Consider the following 6212-nt stretch of genomic DNA (forward strand, 5'->3'; position numbering starts at 1 on the left):
AATATGTCTGTCTGTGTGACCCTGGTGGGGGGGGGGGCGGGGCGGGGGGGCCCCCTGCTGCCCCGCGCCGCCCCCGCCCTTTTTACGCGTGTTGACGCCGACCCCGGCGGCCCGCGCTCCATGGAGGAGCGGACGGGGCGGGGGCAGGGCAGGCCGGTGTGGTTGCCCCGGGGCCCCGCGGGCGGCCGGGGCGCGAGGACGGCGGGGGGCACGGGCGCACGCGAAGGGCCCGGCTCCCCGCACCGGGAAGCCGGGCCCTCGTACGCGCCTTACGCGCGCCGTGCGGCCGCGCCTCGCGAGCGGGCCGCCGTGCGGCTAGGCCTTGCGCAGCCGGAAGGTCAGGGACAGACCCTCGTCCGTGAACGTCTCACCGTAGGTGTCGTCCGCCTCACCCTGGGCGAAGTCCGTGGCCAGGACCTCGTCGGCGATCAGGCCGGCGTGCTCGGCGAGCGCCGCGACGACCGCGGGGTCCGTCGAGGCCCAGCGCAGCGCGATGCGGTCGGCCACGTCGAGACCGCTGTTCTTGCGGGCCTCCTGGATCAGCCGGATCGCGTCACGGGCGAGGCCCGCCTGCCGCAGCTCCTCGGTGATCTCCAGGTCGAGGGCGACCGTGGCGCCGGAGTCGGACGCCACCGACCAGCCCTCGCGCGGGGTCTCCGTGATGATCACCTCGTCGGGGGCGAGGGCGACCGTCTCACCGTCGACCTCCACGGACGCCGTGCCCTCGCGCAGGGCGAGGGAGAGCGCCGCCGCGTCGGCGTTCGCGATGGCCTTGGCCACATCCTGGACCCGCTTGCCGAAGCGCTTGCCCAGGGCCCGGAAGTTCGCCTTCGCGGTCGTGTCGACCAGGGAGCCGCCGACCTCCGAGAGGGACGCCAGGGACTCGACGTTCAGCTCCTCCGTGATCTGCGTATGCAGCTCGGTGTGCAGGACCTCGAAGCCGCTCGCGGCGATCAGGGCCCGCTTGAGGGGCTGACGGGTCTTGACGCCCGACTCCGCGCGCGTGGCGCGGCCCAGCTCCACCAGGCGGCGGACCAGGACCATCTGCCGCGACAGCTCCGGGTCGATCGCGGACAGGTCCGCCTCGGGCCAGGAGGCCAGGTGGACCGACTCCGGGGCGCCCGGGGTCACCGGCACGACCAGGTCCTGCCAGACCCGCTCGGTGATGAACGGGGTCAGCGGGGCCATCAGCTTGGTGACCGTCTCGACGACCTCGTGCAGGGTGCGCAGCGCGGCCTTGTCGCCCTGCCAGAAGCGGCGGCGGGACCGGCGCACGTACCAGTTCGACAGGTCGTCGACGAACGCGGACAGGAGCTTGCCGGCGCGCTGGGTGTCGTAGGCCTCCAGCGCCTGCGTCACCTGGTCGGTGAGCGCGTGGAGCTCGGACAGCAGCCAGCGGTCCAGGACCGGGCGGTCGGCCGGGGCCGGATCGGCCTCGCCGGGCGCCCAGTTGGAGGTGCGGGCGTACAGGGCCTGGAAGGCGACGGTGTTCCAGTAGGTGAGGAGCGTCTTGCGGACGACCTCCTGGATCGTGCTGTGGCCGACCCGGCGGGCTGCCCAGGGGGAGCCGCCGGCCGCCATGAACCACCGCACCGCGTCCGCCCCGTGCTGATCCATCAGCGGGATCGGCTGCAGGATGTTGCCCAGGTGCTTGGACATCTTGCGGCCGTCCTCGGCGAGGATGTGGCCGAGGCAGACGACGTTCTCGTACGACGACTTGTCGAACACGAGGGTGCCCACGGCCATCAGCGTGTAGAACCAGCCGCGCGTCTGGTCGATGGCCTCGGAGATGAACTGTGCCGGGTAGCGGCTCTCGAACAGCTCCTTGTTCTTGTACGGGTAGCCCCACTGCGCGAACGGCATCGAACCCGAGTCGTACCAGGCGTCGATCACCTCGGGCACGCGCGTGGCGGTCTTCCCGCACCCGTCGTGACGGCAGGCGAAGGTGACGTCGTCGATGAACGGGCGGTGCGGGTCCAGCTGGGACTGGTCGCTGCCGGTCAGCTCGGTGAGCTCCGCGCGGGAGCCGACGAAGGTGAGGTGGTCGTCCTCGCAGCGCCAGATGGGCAGCGGGGTGCCCCAGTAGCGGTTGCGGGACAGGGCCCAGTCGATGTTGTTGTTCAGCCAGTCGCCGAAGCGGCCGTGCTTGACCGTCTCCGGGAACCAGTTGGTCTTCTCGTTCTCCTCGAGAAGGCGGTCCTTGACGGCCGTCGTGCGGATGTACCAGGACGGCTGCGCGTAGTAGAGGAGCGCGGTGTGGCAGCGCCAGCAGTGCGGGTAGCTGTGCTCGTACGGCAGATGCTTGAAGAGCAGGCCGCGCTGCTGGAGGTCCTCGGTGAGCTTTTCGTCGGCCTTCTTGAAGAAGACACCACCGATCAGCGGCACGTCCTCCTCGAAGGTGCCGTCCGGGCGGACCGGGTTGACCACCGGCAGCCCGTACGCGCGGCAGACCCGCAGGTCGTCCTCACCGAACGCGGGGGACTGGTGGACCAGACCCGTGCCGTCCTCGGTCGTGACGTACTCGGCGTTCACCACGAAGTGGGCGGGCTCGGGGAACTCGACGAGCTCGAAGGGACGTTGATAGGCCCAGCGCTCCATCTCGGCGCCCGTGAAGGTCTCTCCCGTGGCCTCCCAGCCCTCACCGAGCGCCTTCTCGACGAGGGGCTCGGCGACGACGAGCTTCTCCGTGCCGTTCGTCGCGACGACGTAGGTGACCTCGGGGTGGGCGGCGACCGCCGTGTTGGAGACCAGGGTCCAGGGGGTCGTCGTCCACACCAGGAGCGCGGCCTGGCCGGCGAGCGGACCGGAGGTGAGCGGGAAACGGACGTACACGGACGGGTCGACGACCGTCTCGTAGCCCTGCGCCAGCTCGTGGTCCGACAGGCCGGTGCCGCAGCGCGGACACCAGGGGGCGACGCGGTGGTCCTGGACCAGCAGGCCCTTGTCGAAGATCTCCTTCAGCGACCACCACACCGACTCGATGTACTCGGGATCCATCGTCACGTAGGCGTCGTCGAGGTCGACCCAGTAGCCCATGCGGGTCGTGAGCTCGGAGAAGGCGTCGGTGTGGCGGAGCACGGAGTCGCGGCACTTGGCGTTGAACTCGGCGATGCCGTAGGCCTCGATGTCCTGCTTGCCGGAGAAGCCGAGCTCCTTCTCGACCGCCAGCTCCACGGGCAGGCCGTGGCAGTCCCAGCCCGCCTTGCGGGCCACGTGGTAGCCGCGCATCGTGCGGAAGCGGGGGAAGACGTCCTTGAAGACCCGCGCCTCGATGTGATGGGCGCCGGGCATGCCGTTCGCGGTGGGTGGGCCCTCGTAGAACACCCACTCGGGGCGGCCCTCGGACTGCTCCAGGCTCTTGGCGAAGATCTTCTGATCGCGCCAGAAGTCGAGCACCGCGTGCTCGAGCGCGGGCAGGTCGACCTGGGCGGGTACCTGGCGGTACGTCGGCGCTGTCATCTGCGAGCTTCCTCCAACGGACTTGCTGCCTTCCGTCGGAGGGACGAGAGCCGTATGTGCTACGTACGCCGTGTGCGGCGCGCTCCCGCGGTACCACCCTCCTTGGCCCTCCGGGCGCCGTACGCGCCGGTGAGCCCCCTCATTGGGGTCGCGATGCCGGGTCTACCGGCCCCAGGTGCTGTCCCTGGGGCTTTCTTCCGGCGGCTCCGGGGTGATCTTCACGGCGCGCTCGCCCCCGGGCTTCCACCGTCCCCGGGTCGCTCTGGGCTGCGTACGCCGCTACTCGTCCCCATCCAAGCTTTTCGCTCCGCCCAGTGTACGGCGCCCCGGGGACCGCGGCCGACCGGTTTTCCGGCTCCCGGGTCCGGGGGCCCGCCCGGTGCCGAGATGACCCGAATGGCGGGGTACGCGTGTTCGCATCCAGGGATGCCCTGCCCGGCGGATTACCCGGCGGGGAGCTGGGCACAACGCATGCAGACCTGCTGCGCGGGGGGTGCGGGGCGGGCGAATCGGGCGGCGTGCCCCGTTGCCGCGGGACTCAAGTCGATTTATCGTCCCAGCACGATTCGCGTGCAAGATCACAATATGTGAAGGGGCCGCGGCCATGGTGGTGAAGAAGACCGCCGTACAGCAGGCGGCGTCCAGCAGGTCCAGGGGCGCGGGGGCCTCCGGGGCCGCGGATGCCGCCGACGGTACGGCCAAGGGCATAGGGGGGAAGAAAAGCACCCGGGGGGGTGCCGCGCCGCGCACCGCGAACTCCGTGCGGCCGGTGAAACCCGTGGAGGCGGTGAGGACCGCCGATGCGGGCGGGAGCGACGAGGTCCGCGGGGGAGCGGCCAGGGCGAAGCCCGGTGCCGGGAAGCACGCCGTCCACAGGGCCGGCGAGGGGGAGGGGGGCGGGAGGGAACCGGGCCACAGGGCGAAGACGGGGAAGCCGGCGTCCGGGACCACGGCCGAGCACGGCACGGCCGAGCACGGCACGGCCGAGCACGGCACGGCGGAGAACGGGGCGGCCAAGGACGGCGCGGCCAAGGACCGCGCGGCCGCGAAGGCCGCCGGCAGGAAGGCGGCCGCCAGGGCGAGGCCCGTGAAGGAGGCCGCCCACGGGGAGGCCGCGAAGAAGTCCGCTGCCAGGAGTGCCGCCAGGAAGGCCGCTGCCGGGAAGGCGGCCCCCGAGGGCCCGCAGGGGTCCAAGGGCGCCAAGGCCTCCGAGGAGAGGCCCGGGAAGAGGGCGGCCACCGGGAAGGCGGCCGGGAGGACGGCCGTGAAGGAGGCGGTGCCCGCGGACACGACGGCAGGGCGGGCCACCGCGAGGAAGACCGCCGCCAAGAGGGCGGTCGAGGAGAAGGCGGGAGCCGGGAGGCCGGGGGCCGGGAAGACCGCCGCCCCCGCAGAGGCCGTCGCCGAGGGGGGCCGGGAGAACGCCGGCACGGAGGGGGCCTCCCGGAAGAGCACCTCCGCCAAGGGCGCGGCCAAGAAGAGCACGGCCAAGAAAGCGGGCGCGGCGCGGGCCGCGAAGCAGACGGGAGCCACGACGGTGGTTGCGAAGAAGACTCCTGGCACGGCCACGGCGGCGAAGACCGCCGTTCCCAAGGCGCGGATCGCCGCGGTGGAGCCCGGCGAGCTCGCGGTGTGTACCGGGGAGGATACCTGGACGCACGAGGAGGTCGAGGCGGCGCGCGCGGAGCTGATGTCCGAGGACGCGCGGTTGAGCGCCGAGATCACCTCCTCCGAGGAGTCCCTCGCGGGCCTGATGCGGGACTCCGGGGACGGCGCGGGCGACGACCAGGCGGACACCGGCACCAAGAACATCACGCGCGAGCACGAGATGGCCCTGGCCGCCAACGCGCGCGAGATGCTCATCCAGACCGAGCGCGCCCTGGAACGCCTGGACGCGGGTACGTACGGTCTGTGCGAGAACTGCGGGGACCCCATCGGCAAGGCCCGGATGCAGGCCTTCCCGCGCGCCACCCTGTGCGTGGAGTGCAAGCAGAAGCAGGAACGCCGCTACTGAGCACGTGGGTCGTCCGAGGCGTGCCGTAGTCTCGTCCTCAGTCAGGCACCTAGGTTGAGGGACTCACGTGGCAGAGGCGGAGCGCATCATCGGTACGCCGGACACCCCGGACGGCAGAGGCGACAAGGCGGCAGCGGCCGGTGCGCCCGGTGTCTCCGGCGTGTCCGGAGCGGACGAGCGGGGAACCGTGGCCGAGCGGCCCCGGGGCAAGCGCCGGATCGCGGTGCTGTTCGCGGTGGCCGCCTTCGCCTTCGCCCTCGACCTCGTCAGCAAGATGGTCGTGGTCGCGTAGCTGGAGCACCTCGCGCCGATCAAGCTCGTCGGGGACTGGCTGGAGCTCAACGCCCTCCGCAACCCCGGCGCGGCCTTCGGTGTCGGCCAGGCCTTCACGATCATCTTCACGGTGATCGCGGCGGCCGTGATCGTGGTGATCATCCGCCTGGCCCGCAAGCTCTACAGCCTGCCGTGGGCGATCGCGCTCGGCCTGCTGCTCGGCGGTGCGCTCGGCAACCTCACCGACCGGATCTTCCGTACGCCGGGGCTGTTCGAGGGCGAGGTCGTCGACTTCATCGCGCCCAAGGGCTTCGCGGTCTTCAACCTGGCCGACTCGGCGATCGTCTGCGGCGGCATCCTGATCGTGCTGCTCTCCTTCCGCGGTCTGGACCCGGACGGCACCGTCCACAAGGACTGAGGCAACGGGACTCTCGTACGGGGCTGCCCGTCCGCTCCGGCATAATAG

General features: G+C 71.7%; 2 protein-coding genes and 1 pseudogene. 2 read left to right on the top strand and 1 reads right to left on the bottom strand.

Features of this window, described 5'->3' with window-relative positions:
- Window positions 1-315: 315 nt before the first annotated feature.
- On the bottom strand, window positions 316-3459 hold the full coding sequence (gene ileS / locus ACFW2E_RS14440) for an isoleucine--tRNA ligase (RefSeq protein ID WP_384466178.1): 3144 nt from the start codon (window positions 3457-3459) through the stop codon (window positions 316-318).
- A gap of 604 nt (window positions 3460-4063) precedes the next feature.
- Between ileS and ACFW2E_RS14445 the strand changes: the two genes are divergently transcribed.
- Together ACFW2E_RS14445 and lspA are read left to right on the top strand one after the other, a co-directional pair.
- Window positions 4064-5473, top strand: a complete 1410-nt coding sequence (locus tag ACFW2E_RS14445; protein ID WP_384466180.1) for a TraR/DksA C4-type zinc finger protein — start codon at window positions 4064-4066, stop codon at window positions 5471-5473.
- A 67-nt stretch (window positions 5474-5540) separates the two neighbouring features.
- Window positions 5541-6164, top strand: a pseudogene (gene lspA, locus ACFW2E_RS14450) (signal peptidase II).
- Window positions 6165-6212 lie beyond the last annotated feature (48 nt).

The sequence above is a fragment of the Streptomyces sp. NPDC058964 genome (assembly GCF_042741275.1).
In the GTDB taxonomy this organism is placed as follows: domain Bacteria; phylum Actinomycetota; class Actinomycetes; order Streptomycetales; family Streptomycetaceae; genus Streptomyces.

Bases quoted from the DNA above. Each gene is read 5' to 3' on its own strand.
- ileS (WP_384466178.1), bottom strand. From the start codon at position 3,459: ATGACAGCGCCGACGTACCGCCAGGTACCCGCCCAGGTCGACCTGCCC.
- ACFW2E_RS14445 (WP_384466180.1), top strand. From the start codon at position 4,064: ATGGTGGTGAAGAAGACCGCCGTACAGCAGGCGGCGTCCAGCAGGTCC.